The sequence below is a fragment of the Paenibacillus sp. P22 genome, assembly GCF_000469945.2.
GTDB classification, from domain to species: domain Bacteria; phylum Bacillota; class Bacilli; order Paenibacillales; family Paenibacillaceae; genus Paenibacillus_O; species Paenibacillus_O humicus.
In genome coordinates this window covers 1-21,879 of record NZ_CBRA020000062.1, presented here as the reverse complement: position 1 = coordinate 21,879, position 21,879 = coordinate 1, and the positions used below count along the sequence as shown (strand labels likewise).

The 21,879-nt window shown below is 59.2% G+C and carries 25 protein-coding genes and 1 riboswitch; of the genes, 17 read left to right on the top strand and 8 right to left on the bottom strand.

From position 1 onward, the window contains the following. Positions 1-160 precede the first annotated feature (160 nt). The 3 genes from BN871_RS10195 (at position 161) to BN871_RS10185 (ending at position 2,819) form a co-directional block, all read left to right on the top strand. Positions 161-937 carry a tyrosine-protein phosphatase gene (locus tag BN871_RS10195; RefSeq protein WP_048745780.1) on the top strand — a complete coding sequence of 259 codons (777 nt, stop codon included), beginning with the start codon at positions 161-163 and terminating at the stop codon, positions 935-937. Then, a complete protein-coding gene (locus BN871_RS10190; protein WP_232312949.1) occupies positions 931-1,713 on the top strand; it encodes a GNAT family N-acetyltransferase in 783 nt (260 codons plus the stop codon). The genes BN871_RS10195 and BN871_RS10190 overlap by 7 nt, the downstream gene beginning before the upstream one ends. A gap of 95 nt (positions 1,714-1,808) precedes the next feature. Next, positions 1,809-2,819, top strand: a complete 1,011-nt coding sequence (locus BN871_RS10185) for a hypothetical protein (RefSeq protein ID WP_021878695.1) — start codon at positions 1,809-1,811, stop codon at positions 2,817-2,819. A gap of 81 nt (positions 2,820-2,900) precedes the next feature. On the opposite strand, the gene BN871_RS10180 is transcribed toward BN871_RS10185, so the two are convergent. Then, entirely contained in the window at positions 2,901-3,845 is a 945-nt protein-coding gene (locus tag BN871_RS10180; RefSeq protein ID WP_048745776.1) for an aldo/keto reductase family protein, read from the bottom strand. Positions 3,846-3,999: 154 nt separating this feature from the next. Here BN871_RS10180 and BN871_RS10175 point away from each other — a divergent pair, with 154 nt between their 5' ends. Further along, on the top strand, positions 4,000-4,332 hold the full coding sequence (locus BN871_RS10175; RefSeq protein WP_048745775.1) for a helix-turn-helix domain-containing protein: 333 nt from the start codon (positions 4,000-4,002) through the stop codon (positions 4,330-4,332). A 94-nt stretch (positions 4,333-4,426) separates the two neighbouring features. Here BN871_RS10175 and BN871_RS10170 read toward each other — a convergent pair whose 3' ends face one another. Next, positions 4,427-5,377 carry a cation diffusion facilitator family transporter gene (locus BN871_RS10170; RefSeq protein ID WP_048745774.1) on the bottom strand — a complete coding sequence of 317 codons (951 nt, stop codon included), beginning with the start codon at positions 5,375-5,377 and terminating at the stop codon, positions 4,427-4,429. Positions 5,378-5,645: 268 nt separating this feature from the next. Here BN871_RS10170 and rlmN point away from each other — a divergent pair, with 268 nt between their 5' ends. From rlmN to greA, 4 genes are all read left to right on the top strand, one after another. After that, positions 5,646-6,737, top strand: coding sequence for a 23S rRNA (adenine(2503)-C(2))-methyltransferase RlmN (rlmN, locus tag BN871_RS10165; protein ID WP_021878700.1), 1,092 nt, complete (start codon positions 5,646-5,648; stop codon positions 6,735-6,737). A 256-nt stretch (positions 6,738-6,993) separates the two neighbouring features. After that, positions 6,994-7,320 (top strand): YnfA family protein, encoded by a 327-nt coding sequence (locus tag BN871_RS10160; protein ID WP_048745773.1) that lies wholly within the window; start codon positions 6,994-6,996, stop codon positions 7,318-7,320. Positions 7,321-7,419: 99 nt separating this feature from the next. After that, complete coding sequence (locus BN871_RS10155) at positions 7,420-8,475, top strand: GNAT family N-acetyltransferase (RefSeq protein WP_198158032.1); 1,056 nt, start codon at positions 7,420-7,422, stop codon at positions 8,473-8,475. Positions 8,476-8,647: 172 nt separating this feature from the next. Further along, complete coding sequence (gene greA / locus BN871_RS10150; RefSeq protein WP_048745770.1) at positions 8,648-9,121, top strand: transcription elongation factor GreA; 474 nt, start codon at positions 8,648-8,650, stop codon at positions 9,119-9,121. A 128-nt stretch (positions 9,122-9,249) separates the two neighbouring features. Here greA and BN871_RS10145 read toward each other — a convergent pair whose 3' ends face one another. Both BN871_RS10145 and thrC read right to left on the bottom strand, forming a co-directional pair. Then, positions 9,250-9,864 (bottom strand): HD domain-containing protein, encoded by a 615-nt coding sequence (locus BN871_RS10145; protein ID WP_048745769.1) that lies wholly within the window; start codon positions 9,862-9,864, stop codon positions 9,250-9,252. A 195-nt stretch (positions 9,865-10,059) separates the two neighbouring features. Continuing rightward, positions 10,060-11,448 (bottom strand): threonine synthase, encoded by a 1,389-nt coding sequence (thrC, locus tag BN871_RS10140; RefSeq protein WP_048745768.1) that lies wholly within the window; start codon positions 11,446-11,448, stop codon positions 10,060-10,062. Positions 11,449-11,645: 197 nt separating this feature from the next. Between thrC and BN871_RS10135 the strand changes: the two genes are divergently transcribed. After that, positions 11,646-12,233 (top strand): DNA-3-methyladenine glycosylase, encoded by a 588-nt coding sequence (locus BN871_RS10135; protein ID WP_048745767.1) that lies wholly within the window; start codon positions 11,646-11,648, stop codon positions 12,231-12,233. Positions 12,234-12,460: 227 nt separating this feature from the next. Here the strand turns inward: BN871_RS10135 and BN871_RS28315 are convergent, their stop codons facing one another. Beyond that, positions 12,461-12,667 carry an NAD(P)H-dependent oxidoreductase gene (locus BN871_RS28315; protein ID WP_021878707.1) on the bottom strand — a complete coding sequence of 69 codons (207 nt, stop codon included), beginning with the start codon at positions 12,665-12,667 and terminating at the stop codon, positions 12,461-12,463. A gap of 29 nt (positions 12,668-12,696) precedes the next feature. Between BN871_RS28315 and BN871_RS10125 the strand changes: the two genes are divergently transcribed. From BN871_RS10125 to BN871_RS10110, 4 genes are all read left to right on the top strand, one after another. After that, the gene (locus BN871_RS10125) at positions 12,697-13,185 is read left to right on the top strand and encodes a helix-turn-helix domain-containing protein (protein ID WP_021878708.1); all 489 of its coding nucleotides are present in this window, start codon (positions 12,697-12,699) and stop codon (positions 13,183-13,185) included. Between the two features lie 654 nt (positions 13,186-13,839). After that, entirely contained in the window at positions 13,840-14,085 is a 246-nt protein-coding gene (locus tag BN871_RS28310) for a hypothetical protein (protein ID WP_198158031.1), read from the top strand. An 86-nt stretch (positions 14,086-14,171) separates the two neighbouring features. Continuing rightward, positions 14,172-14,275, top strand: a riboswitch (purine riboswitch). 156 nt (positions 14,276-14,431) lie between these two features. Next, positions 14,432-15,061: a xanthine phosphoribosyltransferase gene (locus BN871_RS10115; RefSeq protein WP_021878710.1), complete on the top strand. Its 630-nt coding sequence runs from the start codon at positions 14,432-14,434 to the stop codon at positions 15,059-15,061. Beyond that, complete coding sequence (locus tag BN871_RS10110; protein ID WP_021878711.1) at positions 15,055-16,359, top strand: nucleobase:cation symporter-2 family protein; 1,305 nt, start codon at positions 15,055-15,057, stop codon at positions 16,357-16,359. The genes BN871_RS10115 and BN871_RS10110 overlap by 7 nt, the downstream gene beginning before the upstream one ends. 94 nt (positions 16,360-16,453) lie before the next feature. Here BN871_RS10110 and BN871_RS30205 read toward each other — a convergent pair whose 3' ends face one another. Beyond that, positions 16,454-17,341 (bottom strand): general stress protein, encoded by an 888-nt coding sequence (locus tag BN871_RS30205; RefSeq protein ID WP_083436360.1) that lies wholly within the window; start codon positions 17,339-17,341, stop codon positions 16,454-16,456. A 316-nt stretch (positions 17,342-17,657) separates the two neighbouring features. Here BN871_RS30205 and BN871_RS10100 point away from each other — a divergent pair, with 316 nt between their 5' ends. The 4 genes from BN871_RS10100 to lepB all read left to right on the top strand — a co-directional run bounded on the left by BN871_RS10100 (position 17,658) and on the right by lepB (position 20,266). Beyond that, on the top strand, positions 17,658-18,152 hold the full coding sequence (locus BN871_RS10100; protein WP_048745764.1) for a hypothetical protein: 495 nt from the start codon (positions 17,658-17,660) through the stop codon (positions 18,150-18,152). Positions 18,153-18,235: 83 nt separating this feature from the next. Then, on the top strand, positions 18,236-19,018 hold the full coding sequence (locus BN871_RS10095; RefSeq protein WP_048745762.1) for a hypothetical protein: 783 nt from the start codon (positions 18,236-18,238) through the stop codon (positions 19,016-19,018). A gap of 79 nt (positions 19,019-19,097) precedes the next feature. Then, complete coding sequence (locus BN871_RS10090; protein ID WP_157053976.1) at positions 19,098-19,610, top strand: hypothetical protein; 513 nt, start codon at positions 19,098-19,100, stop codon at positions 19,608-19,610. A gap of 35 nt (positions 19,611-19,645) precedes the next feature. Further along, positions 19,646-20,266: a signal peptidase I gene (gene lepB / locus BN871_RS10085; protein ID WP_021881888.1), complete on the top strand. Its 621-nt coding sequence runs from the start codon at positions 19,646-19,648 to the stop codon at positions 20,264-20,266. 80 nt (positions 20,267-20,346) lie between these two features. Here lepB and BN871_RS10080 read toward each other — a convergent pair whose 3' ends face one another. Together BN871_RS10080 and BN871_RS10075 are read right to left on the bottom strand one after the other, a co-directional pair. Beyond that, positions 20,347-20,979: a response regulator transcription factor gene (locus BN871_RS10080; protein ID WP_232312947.1), complete on the bottom strand. Its 633-nt coding sequence runs from the start codon at positions 20,977-20,979 to the stop codon at positions 20,347-20,349. A 188-nt stretch (positions 20,980-21,167) separates the two neighbouring features. Next, on the bottom strand, positions 21,168-21,879 hold a 712-nt coding region (locus BN871_RS10075), incomplete at its 5' end, for an MsnO8 family LLM class oxidoreductase (RefSeq protein ID WP_157060256.1).

Here is a 21,879-nt window from a genome sequence, read left to right as displayed (position 1 = left end):
CAGGCGGCTTTTGCAGGATGAGACCCTGGCAGCCGCCAGCTTTTCGACTTGCGTTTTCCAGAGCGGATGCCTGGAAGCCGCTGGCGTTTGGCAGCCGCAAGATGGCTGGCCCTAAGGTTTTGCCGTTCGCTCGAACATCAAGGATAGGGGAGTGAATTCCATGAAGAAACAGCTGGAGGCCCGCTTGAACATGAGAGAGCTCGGCGGGTTCATATCGGCGGATGGAAGGCAGGTGAAGGAAGGCGTTCTGTTCCGTTCGGGCGAGCTGCACGGCTTGACGGCGGCGGAGGCCGCTTATGTGGAATCGCTCGGCTTGGCGGCCGTCTGCGATCTGCGCACCGAGGAGAAGAGCTCTTCCAAGCCTAATCCGGAGCTGAAGGGTGTGCAGCTCGTCACGCTGCCCGTCATCGGGGGAGAATTCAGCCTGAGCGAGATGCCCCGTTTATTGCAGCAGTGGAAGGATGAAGGCGGCAAGGGCAATCCGATCCTGGAAATTTACCGCAGGTTCGTGACCGACAGCCAAGCTCTGGCGGCTTATCGCGGGCTGATGCAGGTGCTGCTGCAAGCGGAGGGACGTCCCGTCCTGTGGAACTGCACGCTCGGCAAGGATCGAACCGGCTTCGCCGCGGCGGTCGTGCTGCTGGCGCTTGGCGTACCGGAGGCTGCGATTGCGGCGGACTATATGCGTACCGGGGAAAACCGCCGGGAAGCCAACGAAGCCATTCTTCGCCAAGCCTCCGCTTTCTTGAACGACGAGTCTCATCTGGAGCTGGTGCGTACGGTTCTGGCCGTGAGAGAGGAATATATTCAGGCCGCATTCGACGAAATCCGCCGCGTCCACGGGACGGCGGAAGCCTATCTGAGGGATGGAATCGGCTTGACGGAGCCGCAGCTGAAGCAGCTGAGGGATCGGTATCTGGAGCCGGCCGCGTGTTGATCCCGACCGCCAAGGCCTGCGCCATGGACGAGATCGGTGATCTGATGGACGAATATTTGAAGAGCTTGGCGGCGCCGTTCGACTCCTTCCTGGAGGAGCACATTACGGAATCCGTCTTCTATTCGTTCCGATCCGGCCATGAATGGGCCGGCTATTACGCCATCCATGGCGAAGCGCTGCTGACGCAATTTCACATCCGCCCTCCTTGGCTGAAGCACTCTCAGGAGCTGTTCGGACAAGTGATGGAGGTTCATTCGATCCAGTCCCTGCTCATTCCGACCTGCGACGAGCTGTTCCTCAGTCTGGCGCTCGACAGGGGCTTCCCCATCCGGAAGCAGGCCTATATGTTTCAGGAAGGCATCCCGTGGCACGCCGTTCCGGCGCCGGCTTCATCGGAAGCTCATTTCCGTCCGGCCGAACTCGGGGATGCGGAGAAGATCGGGAGCGTGTGCGGCGAGTTTCTGGATCAATACGAGCAGCGGATCGCCAGCGGCGAGCTGTTCGTCCTTTTCAGGGGAGACCTGCTGCTCGGAATCGGGGTGCTGGAGAAGTCGAGGCTGTTCGAAGGGACAGCGAGCATCGGGATGTTCGTGAACGAATCGTGCCGCAATCAGGGCGCTGGACGGAGCCTCATCCTGCGGCTGAGGCAATGGTGCGCGGAGCGCGGCCTTACGCCGGTCTGCGGCTGCGGGTACGGCAACGAGGCTTCCAAGCGGACCTTGGAGAGCGCGGGCATGGTAACGAAGACGAGGCTGCTGAGAATCGCCTTGGGTTGAAAAGCGAAGCCTCCGAGAAAAGCGGGAACCTGGAAACATGTTGAAGACGAAGCCCGTCGGGAAAGAAAGACGATGGAGAACGGGGGGCGGCGGGGATGATTCAAGTCTCGAACAAACGACGACTCGGCAGATCAAGCGGGGCCGCAGCCGCGAGGGCTCCGCTCTTCCGGCTAAGCTTGGCGCTGCTGCTCCTGCTGGCGCTCGTTTTGTCGGGATGCTCCGACCAGGCCAACAGCGGACCTCCTGTACCCGAGGGGAAGAACGAGATCAGCGGATACGTCGTCAAGCGGGACAAGAACCGATTCCTGCTCACCTCCTACAGCTCCGGCCAAGGCCGGGGAACCGAGGCCCTATGGATTCGGTTCAAGGGAGATGTTCCTTTGGGCGGCCGTGTAGCGGTGGAACTGGAAGGGGATATTCGGACGAGCTATCCGGGCATGGGACAAGCCAAGTCGGCAAGGCTGCTGGATAGCTCTGCCACGGCCGGATCCGCCAGGCCGGAGAGCAGCGCCGTCGCGGAGGCTCTTGCCCGGCATGCCGGCCTTCGGGTGCCCGTCATCAAGGAAACCCGGCTTGACCAAGCCTCCGGACAGTGGGCGGTCATTCTGTTCGATGACGATGCTTCTCCTCGCCGGGAGCGGACGGCAAGGGTCAAGGGCTTGGACTGGGGCTTCAGCAGCCGGGAAGACAGCACACTGTTCACCGGTTACGTCGTTCGGAAGGTCGGGGGCCGCTATCTCCTCACCGCCTATAACGGAGCGCCGTCAAGCGGCAGGGCGGAAGCCTTGCTCATCCATACGGGCAAAAGTCTGAGGCCGGGCCAATTGGTGGAGGCTTTCGTGAGCGGAGGAATCGATGAATCTTATCCGGCTCAGGGCAAGGCAGAGGACGTCCAGGCCATTGAAACGGACCGGCCGTCCGGGGCTTTCCTGCTTCCCGAGCAGGCTGTGGCGCGAGCGTTGGAGCGCCGCCTGGACCCGCCTCTGTCTGTTCCCGCAGTCAAGGATATCCGTTATGAGGCGGGAACGAAGAGCTGGACGATCCTGCTGATGGATTCTATGGCGGAGGACGATGGGGAGAGTACGATCGAGGTCGCGGATCAATAGGCGGCGAGGCGGCAACTAAAAAAGAGTCCGAGCGGTCTGGATACCCAGATGCCCGGACTCTTTTGATCGAATGGGAAGCCGTTACTTTCCTTCGAGAATGGTTTCGATCTTGTCGACGATTTCCTGCGTCAGCTTGACGCCGGAAGCCTTGGCGTTCTCGACGACCTGCTCCGGACGGCTCGCGCCGACGAGGGCGCTGGCTACGTTCGGCTGGCGCAAAATCCAGGCGAGCGCCAGCTGGCCGACGGTCAGGTCCAGGTCGGAAGCAATCGCGCCGAGCTCTTGGACTTTGGCGATCTTCTCTTCCGTAATGCCGTTTTTCATCCACTCGAGCTTGGCGGCGCGGCTGTCGGCCGGGATGTTGTCCACGGAAGTGTACTTGCCCGTCAACAGGCCTTGGGCGAGCGGTGAGAAGACGACTTGTCCCACTCCGCTGCGCTCGCTGTACGGAATGATCTCCGGCTCGATGTAGCGGTTGAACATGTTGTACTGCGGCTGGTTGACGACGATGCGGTCCAGCAGGTAGCGGTCGGCGATGGCATGCGCTTCCGCGATCTGGGAGGCGGTCCACTCGCTGACTCCGACGTACAGCACCTTGCCTGCGCGGACGAGATCGTCCAGCGTGCGCAGCGTTTCATAGAGAGGCGTCTCCGGATCGTGGCGGTGGCAGTACATGATGTCCACGTAATCGACGTCGAGGCGCTTCAGGCTCGCATGGAACTGATCCGTCAGATGCTTGCGCGAGAGGCCCCGGTCGTTGGGCAGATCGCCCATCGGCCAGAATGCCTTCGTCGCGAGCAGGTAGGAGTGGCGGGGGAACGCTTTGATCGTTTCGCCGACGAGCGTTTCGGCCGCTCCTCTTTCGTACACGTTGGCCGTATCAAAAAAGTTGATTCCCAAATCGTAAGCGGCATGAATGGCCTTCACCGCGTTCTCGCGCTCCACGTAGCCGCCGTAGGTCAGCCAGCTGCCGAGGCTGATCTCGCTCACCTTGGCGCCGGTGCTTCCGAGCCTGCGATAATCCATAGAGAATCCCTCCTATAATCAAATGCTTGCCCTGACACGGCTAATTGTACGCACGTTTCTATCTCAGGGAAAGTAGTGAAAATATCCTCACTTTATTATATGAAGGATATCTACTATACTGAGGTTTACTAGCTTTCAAAAAGGAGATTTGTCCATGGCAAGCAGCAACTACATTCCCAAAAACCCCGACACGATCGATTGCAACATCGAAAAAACGCTGGATGTCATCGGCGGCAAATGGGCCTTCCTCGTCCTGCGGGAGCTGTTCTGCGGCACCCGCCGCTTCGGCGAGCTGCAGCGCCTGATTCCGGCCGTCAGCCCCCGGGCGCTTACGAGCACCCTTCGCCATATGGAGGAGAAGGGCGTGCTGGAACGCAAGGTCTATCCGACCGTGCCCGTCACGGTGGAATATACGCTCACTCCCAAGGGCGAGGATCTGCATCAGATCATCAAGGAAATGAAGCTGTGGGCGGCCAGATGGACATGAAAAAACGCCCGGACAAGGGCGCTTAATTAAAGGTGTTATTCAATATTCCTGAGTAATGCCTATCTGCCTGTGTGCCATTCGACTCGCGCTGGGTTCAAACTCGGCTTTCAGCCAGCGTACGGCGGCTTTTCAAAAATTCCCGTCCGTATTCCCCGTGCGGATTAATGCCGGCATGCTCGATCTGAATTGTCGAGTGGGAGATGCCGTACTTCTCTTTCAACGTCTCGTTGATATTGAGGATGATGCAGAAAGGCTGAATGTTCTCATTGGCGAAAACATGCGCCGTAAGCGAATAATGATCGGTCGAAACGGCCCATAGATGCATCTCATGCACATCCTCGACGCCTTCGACCTCACGGATCGAGGCGCGGATCGCCTCCAGATCGAATTCGCGGGGCACGGACTCCATCAGCACGAGATAGGCCTCGCGCGTAATGCGGGCGCCGCCGATGAAGATGATGCCTCCGATGACGAGACTGATGAGAGGATCGAACCAGACTCTGCCGGTCAGCAGGATGAGCAGCGCCGAGACGATGACGCCGACCGAGCTCAGCAGATCGCCGAAGAAATGCCAGAGGGCGCTCTTCACGTTCAGGTTGTCCTCTTCCTTCATGCTGCGGCTGAGGACGATCGTCAGCACGAGGTTGACGACGAGGCCGATGGCGGCGATGGCGAGCATCAGGCCGTACTGGATCGGCTCCGGATGAAGGAAGCGGCGGATGCCCTCGATGAAGATGCCGAGCGAGATGACGGCGAGCGCGAGCCCGTTGAGGAAGGATGCGATGATCTCGAAGCGCAGGTAGCCGAACGTGAACCTTGCATCCGGCTGCCGGGAGGCCATGTAGATGGCCGTCATGCTGAGCCCCAGGGCGATGACGTCGGAGATCATATGGGCGGAGTCGGACAGCAGGGCGAGCGAGTTCGACAGGAGGCCGCCGACGATCTCGACGATCGTGAAGAACAAGGTCAGAAGCAGCGTAATCCATAACGTCTTCTTGGACCGGGATTGCTCCTTGACGTGCTGGAGATGATGAAAATCAGCCAAACGGATCCCGACCTTTCATTTAAATTATAGTTATTATTATATTACTCCGATTATTAGATGGTTACAATTCTTTTAATTGAGACTCGTTTTCAGCGCAATGACGATGATTATCAGCTTCAGAGCGGACTTTTCCGGCGAAAGGATGCAGGTCGTCGGGCCCGCGTGCCCGCGTGCATGGCCAGGCCTGTCCCGGCTTGAAATATCGGGCCGCTTATGGGACGATAAAGCGAGCCTGGATGCTGAAAAGAAGAAAGAGGTTTGAATATAGATGAACACGCTGTACGGACTTACCCAGGAGCAGCTGGAAGCTTGGCTCGGGGAACGCGGACACCGCAAATTTCATGCGATGCAGGTATGGGAAAGCCTCTACCGCAGACGCGTCCGGACATTCGGCGAAATGGCCGAAGCCGGAGTGAAAAAGGAATGCGTGCAGCTGCTGGAGGACAACTGGCGGCTCGGCACGCTTGAGGAGCATACGCGCCAGGAGTCGGTGGACGGCACGGTCAAGTTCCTGTTCCGTCTGCAGGACGGCAATCTGATCGAGACGGTGCTCATGAAGCACAAGTTCGGCTTGTCGGTATGCGTCACGACCCAGGTCGGCTGCAACATCGGCTGCAGCTTCTGCGCGAGCGGCCTGCTCGCGAAGAGCCGCGACCTCACTGCAGGCGAGATCGCAGAGCAGATCATGCGGGTGCAGCTGTATCTGGACGAAGCCGGCCTGGACCAGCGGGTCAGCCATATCGTCGTGATGGGCATCGGCGAGCCGTTCGACAACTACACCCATCTCATGAATTTCCTGGCGATCGTGCAGCATCCGAAGGGGCTGGCGATCGGTCCGCGGCATATCACCGTCTCGACGAGCGGCCTTTCCGCCAAAATCCGCGACTTCGCCGACAGCGGCGTGCAGGCCAATCTGGCCGTGTCGCTGCATGCGCCGAACAACGAGCTGCGTACGCGGATCATGAAGATCAACAAGGCGATTCCGATCGAGAAGCTGCTGGAGAGCATCGATTATTATCTCGACCGGACGCGCCGCCGCATCACGATCGAGTATATCCTTCTCAAGGATGTCAACGATCTGCGGGAGCATGCACAGGAGCTGTCGGATCTGATGTCCTCGCGGCCGCAGCTGATGAAGCTGGCCAACGTGAATTTGATCCCGTACAATCCGGTCGACGAGCACAGCCAGTACCAGCGCAGCACGCCGGAGGCGATCGACGGCTTCTACGACACGCTCAAGAAGAACGGCGTCAGCTGCAGCGTGCGGCTGGAGCATGGCGCGGACATTGATGCGGCCTGCGGCCAGCTGCGCAGCAAGCAGCTGCGTTCGGACGGCGGCAAGAGCGAGGCGGCGGTCTGAGCCGTCCCAGCCATTCCAAGACACCGGCAGTCCGCTTAGGCGGGCTGCTTTTTTTCGCTTGTGCGCACCCCCAGGCTGAGAGGCCGGGGCGGCAGCCTGTCCGCCATTTGCAGGGACAGGAACGGCAGGATTCCAGCATCCCGGCATCGGATCGGTACGCCGCTGCTGCGGCTGGACAACCGGTTTTCCCATGTATACGATAAGCGGAGACAAAAGCATGGAGCCGGGAGGCTTGCACGGAAGGATGTGAATAAGTATGGGAAAAGCGCTGCTGCTGTTCTTTCTGGCGGGACTTGCCGAGATTGGCGGAGGTTATATGGTTTGGCTGTGGCTGCGGGAATCCAAGCCGCTCTGGTTCGGAATCGCAGGAGGCATCCTCCTCGTCTCCTACGGAGTCATCCCGGCGCTGCAGGGCTTTCCGTCCTTCGGCCGGGTGTTTGCCGCATACGGCGGCGTGTTCATCGCGATGGCGGTTCTTTGGGGGTGGCTCGTCGACCGCAAGCCGCCGGATCTGTACGACTGGCTTGGCGCGGCGGTATGCCTGGCGGGGGTATCGATCATGCTGTGGGCTCCGCGCGGTTAAAGGCGGATATAGCGGTCTTTTACCTTTACCTGGAAATGGATGGACTCCATAATGAATCTCATGAGCAGCGGGAAACCGCGCTATAAGGGGGATTCGAGCATGGAGTTCAACATACGTCCGCTGGTCTTGCCGGATGACTACGAGGGCATTGCCGCTGTATGGAATGAGGAGCTGGCTGAGCCGACGACGGCGGAGAGCCTGGAGGAAGCCGACAGCAAGCTGTATGAGCACGGACATCTGTATGTGAATGAGGATGGCCTGCTGGAAGGGTATGACCGCTTCCGGAGAGCGGCGGTCGATGAAGACGGCCGCATTGTCGGCTATTTGTGGACCTGGCGCGCTCCGTGGACAGAGGCGGGCGGATTGTACCACACCTTGGTCGTATCCAAGGCATTCAGAGGCCGCGGCGTTGGCCAAGCCTTGCTTGCGGAGGCGGCCGCTTGGGCGTCATCCATCGGGGCCGGCCAGATCTATACCGAAGTATGGGACGACGATCTGCGCTCGCTTCGGTTCGCCGAGCAGTCCGGATTCGGGATCGAGCGCCGTTCCTGGCAATCGGTGCTCGAGCTCAAGCAAGCGGAGGAGGCGGCGTTCCACGCGGATCTCTCCGTCATCGAGCGTCTCGAGAGCGAGGGCATCCGCTTCGTTTCGTTGGCGGCTATGCCGGAGGAGGAAAGAGAGCAGCTGCTTTACGAGCTGGAGTCTCCCACCTTCAAGGATATCCCGGGGTTTCTGGGGACGCCTCCGGGCTTCGGGGATTGGCAGAAATGGTATTTGCGCGGGGACGGCTATGCGCCGGAACGGGTTCTTCTTGCGCTGGACGGCGACCGGTATGTGGGCGCTTGCAGCCTGCGTTACTTTGAGGAGACGCGCGGGATGTACCATGAATATACTTGCGTGCATCGGGACTACCGGGGCCGCGGCATCGCCCTGGCGCTGAAACTTCTTTCCATTCGGCTCGCTCAGCGGACCGGGGCTCTCTATCTGCGCACGGACAACGACTCTCTGAACGAGCCGATGCTGGCTGTGAACCGGAAGCTCGGCTACCGCTCGCTGCGTGGGAAATACCGGATCAAGGGCGACGTCGGCGGCATCGCCGCAGCGAACGGGAAGCTCGATTCCGCTGATCGGGATGCGGAGATATCGAAGCTGTGATCTTCCCATGAAACAAGTCCAAGCCCGGTCCTATGCTCGGAGTTGGACTTGTTTTTTCCTTCTCGTCCTCCCCCTCCGAGAGGAGTGGAAATGGCCAACCGGGCTCGCGGAGCATTCGCGAGGCCTTTTTGTGCTACACTAGAGGGAGCAGGACTTGAAGGAGAGATCAGGAATGGACAATAACGAAATCATCTTGACGGCTGAAGGTCTGGCCAAGCTCGAAGCGGAGCTGGAGGACCTCAAAGGACCGCGTCGCAGGGAACTCGCCCAGCGCATCAAGACGGCGATCAGCTACGGCGATCTCAAAGAGAACAGCGAATACCACTCGGCCAAGGACGACCAGGCTTTCATGGAGACGAGAATTCTTCAGATCCAGGCGATGCTGAAGAAAGCTCGCGTAGCGACCACGACGGATACTTCCTCGATCAACGTGGGTTCGGTCGCTGTCCTTCATGACCGGGAATTCGACGAGAACGTGGAATACCGGATCGTATCTCCTGCCGAAGCCGATGTGCTGGAGAACCGGATTTCCTACGAAAGTCCGCTCGGCAAGAACTTGCTCCGCAAGCGGGTAGGCGACGTGGTGGAAGTGGACGCGCCCATGGGCAAGATCAGCTATGAGGTGCTTGAGATCAAGACGATATAAACGAAGGTCTGACAGCCGAATGGCATGCGGCAAGCGCATGGCAGGCCGGCAATCAGAAGCAGTCCGCGCCTCGACAGCAGGCGGCGGGCTTTTTTTATTGCCCGGGCAATGGCTGTAGCGGGGGCTGCTTATGCAAGCGCGGCGGATAATTCCAGGTAGGAATCCCGCAGCCACGGATGGACTACCCGCAGCCTGTCCCGCTGGTTCCACATGTACGTTAGATAGGCGAGCGCGGCATGCGCCACCGACCGCTCCAGCGCCGGCAGCAGGAGATCCAGATAGGGAGGCTCTCCCGTCTGGTCCCACTTGATTTTATCCGCGACAAACAAGGCCTGGTCCAAGGGCGTGGAACCCGCCCGAAGCGTCGTATGGCAGCCTGCGGCATCCAGGACGGCCGTATCGCGGATGCGGAACAGATCATGTCCCATTTGCCTGGAAAGCTTCTGGTGGACAATCATCGGGAAGGCCTTTTCTTCAGGCAGCACGTCGAGGCCCAGCCTTCTCGCTGTCTCTATGCGGATGTCGTTGGGATAGACGGCGCTGATATCATGCAGCCAGCCGGCCTGCTCCGCCTGGGCGGGACTGCATCCGGCGGCTTCGGCCAATCGGCGGGCTTCCGCTCCTACGGCCAGGCAGTGCTCGGCGGTATCCTCACGGCCGCTGCGGACAAGGAATTCATAGATATCCTTTCGGAGATCGCCGCTGAGCGGAACCGGCTTCAGAAATGAATAAGCTTCATTCATGAGAGAATCCTCCTTGGACCGCCAATCAGCGGGAAATAGTTCTCGAAGGGCATCATAGTTCGAACAAATGGAAGGGAGCAGCGCCTGAATGCCTCCTGGCTTCAAACAGGGCGTGCCGATGCCCTCTGAACGGTGAGGCGGCGTCATGCACGCAGCAAAAAGACCGGCGCCATGAGGCTCCGGTCTTGAATGGATTCAGAAGAACTCAGCCAGCTTCTCCGCGATCGCCTCGTTCGTGGCAGGGGAAAGCTGCTGATGCTGCGGCAGGTCGAACAGCTTGGCGATCTGCGGCGGGAACGGCTGCTCGATGCCGACGAGCCGGATCGACTCGTCGAATTTGGCCGGGTGGGCCGTGGACAGCGCCACCGTCGCCTCGCCGGGAGCGGCCAGACGGTCTGCGGCCGCTACGCCGCATGCAGTATGAGGATCAAGCAGGTAGTCCGTATCGCGATAATAGCTGGCGATCGTATCCAGGCATTCCTGATTGCTTACCGCGTAAGCGGCAAAGTCCGCCTGGACCGCGGCCAGCTTCTCCGCCGGGATGCTCAGGCTTCCTTCTTCCTTGAACCGGGCCATCAGGCGCGAGATGGAAGCCGCATCCTGGCCGTAGAGATAGAACAGGTAGCGCTCGAAGTTGCTTGCGACCTGGATGTCCATCGAAGGGCTGTACGTGCCGCGGAACTCTCCGGGCTGATAGACGCCTTCGGCGACGAAGCGGGCGAGAATGTTGTTCTCGTTGGTCGCGAGAATCAGCTTGTTTACCGGCAAGCCCATCCTCTTGGCCAGGTATCCGGCGAAGATGTCGCCGAAGTTGCCTGTCGGCACGCTGAAGCTGACCGGAGCGGTCTCGCCGCGGCGGGCAAGCTGCAGGTAGGCGTAGAAGTAATAGACCGTCTGCGCCAGAATGCGCGCGATATTAATGGAGTTGATGGCGCGGAGATGGTAGCGGTGCTTGAACTCTACGTCGGCGAACAGCTCCTTGATGATGCGCTGGCCGTCGTCGAAGGTGCCGTCGATCGCGAGATTGAGCACGTTGGCGTCGTCGACGGTCGTCATCTGCAGCTCTTGAACCTTGCTGACCTTGCCGTGAGGGTGGAGGATGCAGATGCGGATGCCTTCCTTGCCGCGGACGCCTTCGATGGCGGAAGCGCCGGTGTCGCCGGAGGTCGCGCCGAGAATATGGATCGTCGAGCCTGTGCGGCGGGCTACGTAGCTGTACAGGTTGCCCAGGAATTGCAGAGCGACGTCCTTGAAGGCGAAGGTAGGGCCATGGAACAGCTCCAGCACGTCGAGGCCGCCGCGGAGGCTGCGGACCGGCGTGACGGACTCGTCCCGGAACGTCGAGTAGCTGTCGTCGACAAGCGCGCGCAGCTCATCTCTTGGGATTTCGTCTCCAATGTACAGGGTGAACAGCTCCAGGGCGAGCTCCTGATAGCTCAGCTCCTGCCACTGCTTCAGCGTCTCCGCCGACACCTGCGGAATCTCTGCGGGCACCAGCAGGCCGCCGTCGTCCGCCAGTCCCATCAGAATAGCGTCGATGAAGCCGACTCCGGTTACCTTGCCTCTCGTACTGATATATTCCATGCCAAGTCCCCTCGTCCGGTTTGAATTTTCCGTTATTGTATCAGAAATTCGCCCGCTCACCTACCCCGTAATTGCAATTTTCCGCCAGATTGAGGCCGTTGGAGCTGTCTTTGAAGGAAGATGATGAGCGGCTGGGGCGCCGAGAGGCAGTCCTTGGATGCTATAATCTATCCGAGGAAAACAAGGAGGCGCAGAGCATGATTTGGCAGCCGGTAAGCAGGGAGTTTTTCAACCAGCCGACGCTGGAGCTGGCGCAGGCATTGATCGGGATGCTGCTCGTCAAGGAAACGCCGGAAGGCGCGGCGGCGGGATGGATTGTGGAGACGGAGGCGTATCGCGGTCCGGACGACCGCGCGGCGCACAGCTTTGGCGGCCGCAGGACCAAGCGGACGGAGGTCATGTTCGGCGAGCCCGGACATGCCTATGCGCATGTGATGCATACGCATTGCCTCCTCAACGTCGTCAGCGCGGAGCCTGGCAGCCCGGAGGGCGTGCTGATTCGCGCGGTGGAGCCTTGCGAAGGGCTCGAGCTTATGATCGAGCGGCGGGGCGCGGACAAGAAACGGCGTGATCTGACGAGCGGTCCCGGCAAGCTGACCAAGGCGCTCGGCATCACGATGGCGGATTATGGACACCCGATGTATGCCAGGCCGCTATATATCGCAGCTGGAAGGAAGCCAGGCGTCATCTCGACGGGCCCCCGTATCGGCATCGACAACAGCGGCGAGGCCCGCGGCTATCCGTGGCGATTCTGGGAGAGCGGAAATCCGTTCGTCAGCAGGTAGCCGCTAAGGATGTGTTGTCCTCTACAAACGGGTTCAGCTCACGGAGGGGTGAACCTAGGTTCTAATGCTTTTACGTATGCGCCTCGTCTCTGCCGGCCTTAGGGCCGACCGGAGACGAGGTTTTTGTACAGAAAAAAGGTGGTTTACAATCCGAGCGTCATCCGCTGAATAAGGCAGGACGGCCAGGGGAGGCGCTGACAAGCATGAGAAGATTTCGAATCAGGCGGTCAACCCAATCTCCGCCCGAGGTTTTCGGTCCGTCTGAGCAGAGCGGCCAGGCGCTCCGGAGAAGAACCCTTCATGCCGCCGATCCGGGTCGTATGGACAGGGGCGATTCCGCAGAAGTCCAGCGTTCCTTTTTTCATGGCATGGATGCCGGAATCCCTTCGTATGGTTCGGTAATACCATGCTGGAGCGTCCATCGTGACGATCATTCGACCGGACCGTCCCTCCATCCGGCGTATTGCGCCATCAGCCGTCCGCCGAGCTCGAGGCTTACGCGAAAGTATTCGGCACCGTTCCGTGCTTCGGCATGGACAGGAACGAGGTTCTTTTTGCACGGGAGGTGCTGGAGCTTCCTGTCCTGGTAGCGGATGAAAGGCTCCGCCAAGCGTTCCAATCCGTGGTGGAGCGGGTCTACGACGGAATGCAGGAAGGCCGTCGAATTTCTGCGCGAGTTTCCCGGCATTTGCTGGAGCGGCCGGGAGCGGCGTTGCCATCGTTGACGGAGACGGCAAAGGAGCTCGGCATGAGTCCGAGGAGCCTCCAGGCCAGGCTGAAAGAGGGCACAAGCTACAACCGGCTGGCCGGCGAGCTGCGCAAGGAGCTGGCCGTCCGCTATCTGGCGCGGGAGGAGCACAGCATTGCGGAAGTAGCCTATCTGCTCCACATCTCCGAGCCAAGCGCGTTCCACAGCGCCTTCAATAAATGGACCGGGATGACGCCCGGGTAATACCGGCAATCCGGATTGGTGGAAGGGCATGCCGCTAGATGAAGCCATGCCAGTCGAAGAATTTGATTTCGTGAAGGCGGAAAGGATGCCCGTTTAATGCATCATTTTGGCGGTACGCGTCGGTTGATGGCGGGCAAGTGTTTGGATGAGCGAAGATAGCGGGATGCGGTAAGGGAGCGATGTCACGGTCGGGCTAAAGTGGAAAGCAATCGGTCCGAACCCAAGTTGTAAGCGGGTAGGTTGGAATGCAGCTGGAGGCAGTCAGCCTGATTCAAGCTGAATGCAATCCACCTTGACGGATTAGGAAAGCAGGAGGTTGGAGTTGAAATACAAGCAATCGGTCGGTCTGAATCCGATTGGGAAGCAATGGATGGATTCAAAAAGCAGGAAGTCGGTTGCACCAAGCGGGGGCCCTAGTTATCCATTCACATTTGTTCTAGGTTGGCATCGAAAGGCATGAACAGGCATGACGGAGCTTTTTATCGGACATAGGATTCGCTATTTTAGGATAAACCGCATGGATGGTCTGTTTATCGGACATACGATCCCTTATTTGTCTCAGTGCTATCGATATAAGGGGATTTGTTCACAAATAGCGGATCGTATGTCCGATAGGTGGTGAAAAAGAGCCCATTGATCGAAATAGCGGATCCTATGTCCGATAGATGGTTGAAAAAGGCCGATCGACGCAAGATTCCTCAACCCGGAAGGAGGGCGCAAGCATGTCCGCAAGAGCCCTCTTGTTCACAGCGGTCGCGGTCATCCTCTACATTCTCGGGGCTGGCGGTCATCGCCGGGGGATTCCTCGTCGATTATTTCACGCTGGATCTCATCTTCTACTTCGGCTCCGTCCTATTGTTCGCCAGCGGTCTTGTGCTCATGCGGGTGCAGGAGAAGTGAGGCCGGGCGGGAATGGAGACATGACGGATCTTGTCAGATTTTACTCTTGCCAGCATTCGTGTAACCGTGTAGGATAACAAAATAACAACGAACGCAATTTCATAACTCGTATAATCATGGGGATATGGCCCATAAGTTTCTACCGGATGACCAATGCAATCGTCCGACTATGAGTGAGAACGCCTTTTTTGGTTCCGTCTGCGCGCAGCTTGGCGCCGGACGAGCATGAGGCGTATCAATGACTTGTCTTATCAGGCAGATCTCACTTGAGGGTACCAGCTCAGTGGGGTCTGTTTTTTGTTTTTTCCAAGAGGCCGGACAACAGGAAAAGGGGCGCTGAACAACGATGAAACAGCTGGAAGAACGCATTCGCCGGGAAGGTCAAATCCTCTCGGACAAGGTGCTTAAGGTGGACTCGTTCCTGAACCATCAGGTCGATACGGAGCTGGCGCTGGAGATCGGACGCGAGTTCGCGCGGATTTTTGCGGACCGGGGAATTACGAAGGTGCTGACGATCGAGGCGAGCGGCATCCAGTTCGCCATGGCGGCGGGCATCGCGCTGGGAGTGCCTTTCGTTTACGCCAAGAAGAAAAAAGCGGTGACGCTCACCGAGAACCTGTACACGGCTCAGGTCCATTCCTTCACTCGCCAGGAGACGTATCAGGTCAGTATTTCCCAGAACTATCTCGGACCGGAAGAGCGCGTCCTGATCGTAGACGATTTCCTTGCTACCGGAGCGGCGCTTGTCGGCCTCGTCGATATCGTCAAGCAGTCTGGCGCTCGGTTGTGCGGCGTGGGCTGCGTCATCGAGAAGAGCTTCCAGGAAGGGCGCGGCCTGCTGGAGGAGCGCGGAGTCGAGGTGCACTCCCTGGCCCGGATCGCCTCGATGGCGCCCGGACGAGTCACGTATGTCAGCGAGCTTGAAGCCGAGCCTGCTGCGGCCGGCGCCGCCGGAATGGACGGAGCCGGATGCTGAGCCGCCGCAAAACCGTCACGCTCGGCCTTCAGCATGTGCTCGCCATGTATGCGGGCGCCGTCGTCGTTCCTCTGGTCGTCGGAGGAGAGCTCGGGCTCACGCCGACCCAGATCGCGTATCTGATCGCCGCCGACCTGTTCACCTGCGGCCTCGCCACTCTTTTGCAGGTCATGAAAACGCGCTTCTTCGGCAGCGGCCTCCCGGTCGTGCTCGGCTGCACGTTCACGGCGGTCGGGCCGATGATCGTCATCGGCAAGGAATACGGCCTTGCGACCGTATACGGAGCCATCATCCTGTCCGGCTTGTTCGTTCTTCTGGCCGCACCTCTGTACGGCAAGCTGCTGCGTTTCTTCCCGACCGTCGTCACCGGATCGGTCGTCACGATTATCGGGCTTTCGCTCATCCCGGTCGCGATGAACAACGCCGCCGGCGGTCAAGGAGCGGCTGACTTCGGCGCTCCGCGCAATCTGCTGCTGGCGCTGCTCACCCTCGTCGTCATTCTGGTCGTCAGCCGCTTCGCCAAAGGCTTCATGCGAGCCATCGCGGTGCTCGTGGGCCTTGCCGCAGGCACAGCAGCCGCGTATGCGATGGGCATGGTCAGCTTCTCCGGCGTCTGGGACGCTTCGTGGTTCAGCATCGCGCAGCCGTTCTACTTCGGCGCTCCGCATGTGAGCCTCGTCGCCGTCGTGACGATGATCCTCGTCAATATCGTCAGCATGGTGGAATCGACCGGCGTATACCTCGCTGTCGGCAAGACGACCGACCAGCAGGTCGACGAGAAGCAGATCGTGAACGGCCTCCGCTCGGAGGGAGCTGCGATCATGCTGGGAGGCATCTTCAACGCCTTCCCTTATACGGCCTTCTCCCAAAATGTCGGGCTCATTGCGCTGACGAAGGTCAAGAAGCGGAGCGTCATCGTCGCTGCCGGCGCCATCATGGTGCTGCTCGGCCTGCTGCCGAAGCTCGCGGCGCTGACGACCGTCGTGCCCAGCGCCGTGCTGGGCGGCGCCATGATCGTCATGTTCGGCTCCGTCGCCGCTTCCGGCATGGGCATTCTCTCGGAAGTCGACCTGCGCAAGGAAGGCAATCTGATGATCGTGGCATGCAGCCTCGCCGTCGGCCTCGGTTCCGCCACCGTGCCGGCGATGTTCGGCCAGCTTCCGTCGGAAGCGTCCATGCTGCTGCAGAGCGGCATCGTCACGGGATCGCTGACCGCGATCATCCTCAACATCATGATGTCGCGGCGCCAGCGCGAAGCTGCTCCGGCCGCATACCAGGAAGCCCAGGAAGCTTCGTAGAAGCTTTTTATTTAAGTTGAAAGAGGCTGTTCCAGGTCCGCCAAGGACCGGAACAGCCTCTTTTGTTTTCAGCATGTTTTTTCTATAGATAAGTTCAGAAGCGGTTTTTCACATTGTCGCCCAGATTCTCCGCCCGCTCGCGCAGAGTGACGTCGCCGTCCCCGTTGCGGTCGCGGTTCAGCGGCACATGGCCGTCCCGGCGTTCTTCATCGCTGTAGTAGCGGGAGTCATGCGTGCGGTCCGGCTCCGCATAGCCGTCTCCGGCTCTGTAGCTGCCGTCGACCGGATCGCGGTCGCTTCCCATGACGCGTCCATCCCGGTCGCGGCCGGCGTCGGAGAGACCGGGGCCTGCCCCTGGCGAGGGGTCAAGGCCGGCTCTGCGGACCGGCTCGCCGTCCGGGTACACGTCGGCTGCAGGCACGGCGCCGTCCGCTCCGACATGCTCGGACGCTGCGGCCGTTTGATTATAAGGCTGAATGTCGCGTTCGTAAGAAGGCGCGTTGATGGAGCCGGTCGAACGGAGCGAATCGTAAATATCGTGGTCCCGTTCGGTTTTGGATTCGACCAGCACCAGAATATTGCCGTCCTGTACATATTCATTGTACATGTTGGCTTCATTCTCGGGAATGCCAAGGCCGATCAAGCCGCCGACAAGTCCGCCGGCTCCGGCTCCTACGGCCGCGCCTGTGAGCGCAGCAGCGATCGGTCCGGCCGCGACGATCGGGCCGATGCCGGGAATGGCCAGGGCGCCGATGCCTACAAGCAGGCCGGTAAGGCCTCCGAGCACTCCGCCGCCTGCGGCTCCGGCCGCGACCCCTTCGGGAGCCATCGTGCCCGTTTCCTCCTGGATCGCCGCTACGTCGCCCTTGTCCCTCGCCAGAATGGAGATGTCGTCGCTGTCGACACCACGCGCCTTGAGATCCTCGATCGCGCTGATCGCCGCGTCTTCCGTGTCGTATACGCCTACGATTTTTTTGCTCATTTCTTCCGCCTCCTTCAGATTTGATGTCGTGAACGTTATATAACCGCTGTTCATTCAACGTAAACGAGCCCAATTGCTTCCAATCTGGATCTAAAGGAGTAGATCATCTACTCCCATTGGAGATGGTTGCCTTCCGGCTTTTCCCCAAAAGGGCTCGCGGGGAGAAAGAATCTATACCCCATATACTCGATTTCTTTGGAACTTACTGGTATATCCAGAATTATCCTTAATAGTGACGATTAAGCCGTTCTCAAGCCCTATACTGAGTTCAGACACCAGGAATATAGTCCCGGAGACTGAAAGCGGAGGTGAGGATATGAAACGCACGGTTCTGACGGCAGGCATTGCCGCTTTGGCGCTCGCGGCGGCCATTGGTTCGGGAACAGCCAGCGGCGCCTCGGACGCCGGAGGGCAGCTCAAAGCCTGGTACAAGGATGCCTTCTCGCAGAAGGCAGGCTCCCTTCGCTGGGGGCGGGAGGAGCCAGCCGGCGAATCGATCCGAGCCTCTGCTGCCGGTCTTGTCCAGGAACAGACGCAACAATCCGCCGAGCAGCTGAAGGCATTTGCCGATCTGGCCGGACAGCAAGCTTCCGACGCCCTTCGGGCGAGAAGCGAATCCTACAGCAGGCAGATCGATGAAGCCGCTGCCGAGCTGCGGGGAAGCCAAGGCGTCGAGGGAGCCATCCAGAAGAAGTTCCGGGATGCTGCCCAGGCGAGGACGGTTGAAGCCGAGACCGGTCTGGAGCAGGCATTGGAACAGACCCTGGATCAATGGCTGAATCGGCAGACATCCGGGGAAGAAAGTCCTTGATCGGCTCGTAAGCCGGATCAGGAGGATTACATAACTTGTTCATACCCGACAAACCCAAACCCATTTAAAGGAGACAATCAATCATGGCAATGAAATCCCTTAAAAGCAAAGTAGCAGTAGGCGTTCTGGCAACAGGTCTCATCGCAGGCATGGGTTCCGTCTTCGCAGCAACGGACATCTCCGGACAATTCCAAAGCTGGTACAAAACGAACTTCACGAACACGGTTACCGTTCCGGTGACGGCTAACGCGGCTCTCGAGCTGAAAAACCAGCTGAGCGGATACGCAACCGAGTTCACGGCGCTTACGGCCAGCTCCAAGCAAGCCATCGTGTCGGATCAGCAGGCGCAATCCAACGCTTCGATGACGACGATCAACTCGAAGAAAAACGACTACGTCAACCAAGTCACGACTGCTAAAAACGACATCAAGAACAACCAAATCGGCCGCGATACGCAAAACCTGATCACGGGCCTCAACTTCGTGGGCAACCTTGCGGTCAAAGGTGCTGAAGAAGCAGGCAAAATCAGCCTGAACAGCGACCTCGACGCTCAAGGCAAGGAAAGCGTGAAGCAGGTCAAAAAAGACGTGGCTGCTTACCAAGCATCCTCCACAGGCGATCTGGCTTCCAAGATCCAAGCGGCCAAAGACGAGCTGAAAGCTCTGATCGATCAAAGCGCAACGACGGCAGACGCTGAGGTGCGCAAAAACCTCGAGCAAAAAATCGCCGGACTTCGCAAAACGCTGAGCGACTACGCCGCTCAACAAGTCGCGGAGAACAAAGCTCTGGTTAAAGCGGCTGCGGATACGGATACGGCTGCAGCGCTGAAAGCGCTGGAAGACGTCGCCAACTCCATCAACAAGTAATTGCATTCGCGGGTCGACACGGGGATTGGAGCCAATCCCTGTGATTTGATCTGAAAAAACATCGAAGGGAGAGAACGGAATGAGAAAACAAAGGGGTTCAACCGGCGCATCGTCGAAAAAATGGAAATCCCGGGTTTTGCTTGGAGTTGTGGCTGCAAGCGTGACGGCCTTCGCTTCGCTTGGCGTATCGTTCGCGGACGTGGATCTTAAGGAAAAATTGCGGTTCGCGATGCAATCGAGCGCCGACCAGGTCATCGCCAAGATGCGCGATGAGATCCGTACGGATACCGAAGCCGAGAAAATCGTCTTGCAGAAAGAACTCCAAGCGAAACTTCAAGAGCATCAAGCGGCTTTGCAGGCTTATGCGGCCGAACAGAAGCAGGCCGCTATCCAGGCGATCAAGAATCGATCGAGGGAGCTTGTTGCCAGCCGCGAGTTCAGCAGCGAGGAGCAGAAGAGGGCCTACGCAGAGAGCATCCAGTCCGTGGAGAGCCGAGCGCTCGCGGAACTCAGCGCCATCACGATATCCGAGCCGATTCCTCCTGCGCCTTCCGTGACCGTTGATGTATATGCTGCCCCGGAGCAGCCGTAACCGTTGAGTGGACATGAGGAAAGAAGGTTGCAGCTATGAGCGAGCAGACGTTTGAACAGGATAGATCGATATCAAGCGGCTCGGCCTCCTCTGCGAGCCAAGCGGCTGAAGAGAAGGCGGCTCCGGCCAAGCCAGCCCGAAAGTCCGAGCTGATCGGCTGGATTCGCTATATCATCCTGCTCGCGCTGGGATTGTTCCTGCTCACGCATACGATCGGGCTCGACCGTGTCAACGGGCATTCCATGGCGCCGACGCTCGGGGACGGCAATATTCTGCTGATCAACAAGGTCTCGACCTACTTCGCGAAGCCGGATGCCGGCGATGTGGTCATCGTGGACAGCGCGGCGCTCGGGTACAGCATTGTGAAGAGGGTCATCGCGACCGAAGGGGACCACGTGGCGATCCATGAAGGCATCGTCTATGTGAACGGCAAGTCCCTCCCCGAAATGTACACGACCGGCAAAGCGATGGACATGGAAGAAACGGCGGTCCAGCCGGGCTGCGTATTCGTGCTTGGCGACAACCGCGATCCGGGCGAGAGCCTCGACAGCCGCAGTGCCGAGCTGGGCCAGGTACCGGTGAAGGAAGTCAAAGGTTATGCACTCGTAAGCCTGCTGCCATGGAAAGGCATCGCGGGGCCGCTCGAAGGCATCTGACCATCCGAGAGGGAATTCCGTACAGCTTCAAGAATAGAAGAAAAACCCGACCGGAACCGGACGGGTTATTCGAAACATCTTCAGCCGATGTTCTGGAATATGGCGTTCTGATGATAGAACAGCGCAGCCTTGGTGCGGTCCGTCAGCTCAAGCTTCGACAGCACCTGGCTGACATGCTTCTTGACCGTATATTCCGTAACGACGAGGCGCGAAGCAATCTCCTTGTTGGACAAGCCCTCGCTCAGCATCTGCAGCACCTCAAGCTCCTTGGGCGTCAGATTATGGTAGTTCTCGGCAGGCTTGTCGGCCAGTCTGGATTCCAGCAGCTCGACGTCATAATACTTGCGGCCGCGATGGATCATCCGAACCGCGTGAATCAGCTCTTCCGGGAGCGCTTCCTTGAGCACCAGACCCTCGATGCCGAGGTCGAGCGCCTGCTGGAGCTCGGCCGGCCTCATGGACGAGGTGAGGTACATGAATCGGCATCCCGCCCCGGCCTGCTTGAGCTTGCCGATGACGTCCAGGCCGCTCTGCTGATTGATGCGGTTGTTCATGATGCAAAGATCCGGCTGCAGGCTCTGGATATGAGCAAGCGCTTCCTTGCGGTCGGAGGCTTCGCCGATGACTTCGATGGATTCTTCGCCGGACAGGATGGAAGTGAGTCCTCTGCGGACCAGCTGATAGGGATCGACAACCAATACACGTATGGACATCGTACCTGCAGGGCCCCTCTCTTTGATCAATATATGGGGTGAAATGAATCGATCCGATATGTACATGCTTCAGTAGTAAAAACAACTGGAGCGGCATTCTATAGTATACAGTTTCTTACAAACGCTATCAATAAAAAAGACCGGTATATCCAAGCTGAAGAAGCTCTGGATACACCGGTTTTTTCCATTCAGCCATTCCGTTCGTTCACGGCTTCGGCTGCGATCCGGTACGATTTCAGCCTGGCCTCCTGATCGTAGATCTGGCCGGCAATGATGAATTCATCCGCTCCGGTCTCTTGCTGAATCTCCGGCAGACGGGTTTTGATCGTCTCCTTCGTGCCGACGATCGAGTACCGGAGCGTGCTGGCGAGAACCGCCTTCTCCTGCTCCGACCACAGTCCGTCCATGCTGTCGACGGGAGGCTTCAGCATCCCGGTGCGTCCGCGCACGATGTTCAGGAACTGCTGCTGCTGGGAGGTGGCCAGATAAGCCGCCTGGGCTTCGGAATCCGCGGCGACGATATTGATGGCTACCATGGCATACGGCTTGTCCAGGTGGCGGGACGGCTTGAAGCTGCTGCGGTACAAATGGAGCGCCGGGATCAGATAATCCGGAGCGAAGTGACTGGCGAACGAGAACGGCAGGCCGAGCTCTCCGGCCAGCTGGGCGCTGAAGCCGCTGGATCCGAGCAGCCAGATCGGAATGTCGAGCCCTTCGCCGGGAACGGCGCGCACGCCTGGAGCAGCCGTGCCTAGCGACGGGTCGAAGTAGCCGCGCAGCTCGCTGAGCAGCTCGGGGAAGYCCGGACGGCGGAAAAGTCGCTTTCTCCGAAACGGACGGCACGCTCCGCACGGTCGACCTGAGCACCCTCCGCATGGCCAAGATCGGCACGGACACTTC

Bases quoted from the DNA above. Each gene is read 5' to 3' on its own strand.
- BN871_RS10195 (WP_048745780.1), top strand. From the start codon at position 161: ATGAAGAAACAGCTGGAGGCCCGCTTGAACATGAGAGAGCTCGGCGGG.
- BN871_RS10185 (WP_021878695.1), top strand. From the start codon at position 1,809: ATGATTCAAGTCTCGAACAAACGACGACTCGGCAGATCAAGCGGGGCC.
- BN871_RS10180 (WP_048745776.1), bottom strand. From the start codon at position 3,845: ATGGATTATCGCAGGCTCGGAAGCACCGGCGCCAAGGTGAGCGAGATC.
- BN871_RS10175 (WP_048745775.1), top strand. From the start codon at position 4,000: ATGGCAAGCAGCAACTACATTCCCAAAAACCCCGACACGATCGATTGC.
- rlmN (WP_021878700.1), top strand. From the start codon at position 5,646: ATGAACACGCTGTACGGACTTACCCAGGAGCAGCTGGAAGCTTGGCTC.
- BN871_RS10160 (WP_048745773.1), top strand. From the start codon at position 6,994: ATGGGAAAAGCGCTGCTGCTGTTCTTTCTGGCGGGACTTGCCGAGATT.
- BN871_RS10155 (WP_198158032.1), top strand. From the start codon at position 7,420: ATGGAGTTCAACATACGTCCGCTGGTCTTGCCGGATGACTACGAGGGC.
- greA (WP_048745770.1), top strand. From the start codon at position 8,648: ATGGACAATAACGAAATCATCTTGACGGCTGAAGGTCTGGCCAAGCTC.
- BN871_RS10145 (WP_048745769.1), bottom strand. From the start codon at position 9,864: ATGAATGAAGCTTATTCATTTCTGAAGCCGGTTCCGCTCAGCGGCGAT.
- thrC (WP_048745768.1), bottom strand. From the start codon at position 11,448: ATGGAATATATCAGTACGAGAGGCAAGGTAACCGGAGTCGGCTTCATC.
- BN871_RS10135 (WP_048745767.1), top strand. From the start codon at position 11,646: ATGATTTGGCAGCCGGTAAGCAGGGAGTTTTTCAACCAGCCGACGCTG.
- BN871_RS28315 (WP_021878707.1), bottom strand. From the start codon at position 12,667: ATGATCGTCACGATGGACGCTCCAGCATGGTATTACCGAACCATACGA.
- BN871_RS28310 (WP_198158031.1), top strand. From the start codon at position 13,840: ATGTCCGATAGATGGTTGAAAAAGGCCGATCGACGCAAGATTCCTCAA.
- BN871_RS10115 (WP_021878710.1), top strand. From the start codon at position 14,432: ATGAAACAGCTGGAAGAACGCATTCGCCGGGAAGGTCAAATCCTCTCG.
- BN871_RS10110 (WP_021878711.1), top strand. From the start codon at position 15,055: ATGCTGAGCCGCCGCAAAACCGTCACGCTCGGCCTTCAGCATGTGCTC.
- BN871_RS30205 (WP_083436360.1), bottom strand. From the start codon at position 17,341: ATGAGCAAAAAAATCGTAGGCGTATACGACACGGAAGACGCGGCGATC.
- BN871_RS10100 (WP_048745764.1), top strand. From the start codon at position 17,658: ATGAAACGCACGGTTCTGACGGCAGGCATTGCCGCTTTGGCGCTCGCG.
- BN871_RS10095 (WP_048745762.1), top strand. From the start codon at position 18,236: ATGGCAATGAAATCCCTTAAAAGCAAAGTAGCAGTAGGCGTTCTGGCA.
- BN871_RS10090 (WP_157053976.1), top strand. From the start codon at position 19,098: ATGAGAAAACAAAGGGGTTCAACCGGCGCATCGTCGAAAAAATGGAAA.
- lepB (WP_021881888.1), top strand. From the start codon at position 19,646: ATGAGCGAGCAGACGTTTGAACAGGATAGATCGATATCAAGCGGCTCG.
- BN871_RS10080 (WP_232312947.1), bottom strand. From the start codon at position 20,979: ATGTCCATACGTGTATTGGTTGTCGATCCCTATCAGCTGGTCCGCAGA.